The sequence below is a fragment of the Thiolapillus sp. genome, from assembly GCF_048562965.1.
GTDB lineage: Bacteria > Pseudomonadota > Gammaproteobacteria > Chromatiales > Chromatiaceae > Thiolapillus > Thiolapillus brandeum_A.
On sequence record NZ_JBHNMF010000882.1, the window covers coordinates 1 to 1,185 of the forward strand.

At 48.4% G+C, this 1,185-nt stretch carries 1 protein-coding gene; it reads left to right on the forward strand.

Annotated features, from left to right (window positions below):
• Positions 1-352 precede the first annotated feature (352 nt).
• Positions 353-1,135 (forward strand): sialidase family protein, encoded by a 783-nt coding sequence (locus ACOCD2_RS20865; RefSeq protein ID WP_293650353.1) that lies wholly within the window; start codon positions 353-355, stop codon positions 1,133-1,135.
• Positions 1,136-1,185: the final 50 nt, after the last annotated feature.

The window sequence follows — 1,185 nt, forward strand, 5'->3', positions numbered from 1 at the left end:
CCATACACAACCAAAAACCCAAGCCATTCATCTGGACAGCCAAGGCTAAGGATATCTTGGCTAAAGTTGTTCGTGCTAATCGCCGGTTAAGTTCCAAGCAAAATGCAACACTACACTAGCTTTTTTGCCGACCCTTTATTCAGCGGGTTTGATGCAGGACAACCATTCCGTATCTTTTGGCGCGCAAGCGCAGCAATCGTAGATATTTGTCATTGTTTTTCCCGAAATCAAGCCCTATTTTTTTAGAGAAGCCATGAATAATTGATTTGCTTCATGTCAGAGTTGTTGTGCTTTTGGTATATACAAAAAAGACAGACATACCCGCATATTTTCAAAATGAAGAGGTATTGACATGCGTAACCGTTTTTTAGGATTGATAAGTGTGCTGTTTTTGGGCGTCGGCCTGTTGTTGCCGGGTATGTCTCAAGGGTCGGAGATCAAATGGCGATGGGCCAATCCCAGGTTCGGCGAGGCGCTGCAGCTGCAGGACGTGGTTTGGGGTGATTCGCAATTTGTTGCGGTAGGCAGAGATATTGTCGTTACCAGCCCGCATGGCATTGAATGGACTGTCGCAAAATCCTGGGACCGGGGGCAGGCACAATTACGGGGTGTGGCGTGGGGAGACGGTCGTTTTGTGGCAGTTGGTGACAAAGGCCTCATACTTGTCAGTGATGACGGTACAACCTGGATTCCACAGACTAGCGGAACGACAGACAACCTTGATGACATTACCTGGACGGGATCCAGGTACGTGGCTGTGGGTGACAACGGTACTGTTTTGACCAGTACGGATGCAGTTCACTGGACGAAGCCTGCAACACCCACAACCAGCAGGTTGCGCGCTGTGGCTCATGGTACGGCGGGCATTGTCGTGGTAGGGAGTAGTGGCCGGATACTGTTCAGTAGCGATGGCAATACATGGCAGCAGCAAACCTCCCCCGTGTTTGATGACTACTATGACGTGGTATGGGATGGCACACGTTTTGTTGCTGTTTCTTATACGCAATTTCCGCAATCCAGTCATTTCGTTACCAGTACTGACGGGAAAAACTGGGTGGATGATCATACTTCATTGAACAGTGCCTATGCGATTGCGGCAAACGATACGGTTTCCGTAGCTGTCAAGTCCCGATAGATCATAGATTTTCTTTTTGAATAATTCCGGTTGTTTTTTGTGCCAATCCT

What these genes read in the sequence shown, in the direction of transcription:
- ACOCD2_RS20865 (WP_293650353.1), top strand. Translation starts at nt 353, where the DNA reads ATGCGTAACCGTTTTTTAGGATTGATAAGTGTGCTGTTTTTGGGCGTC.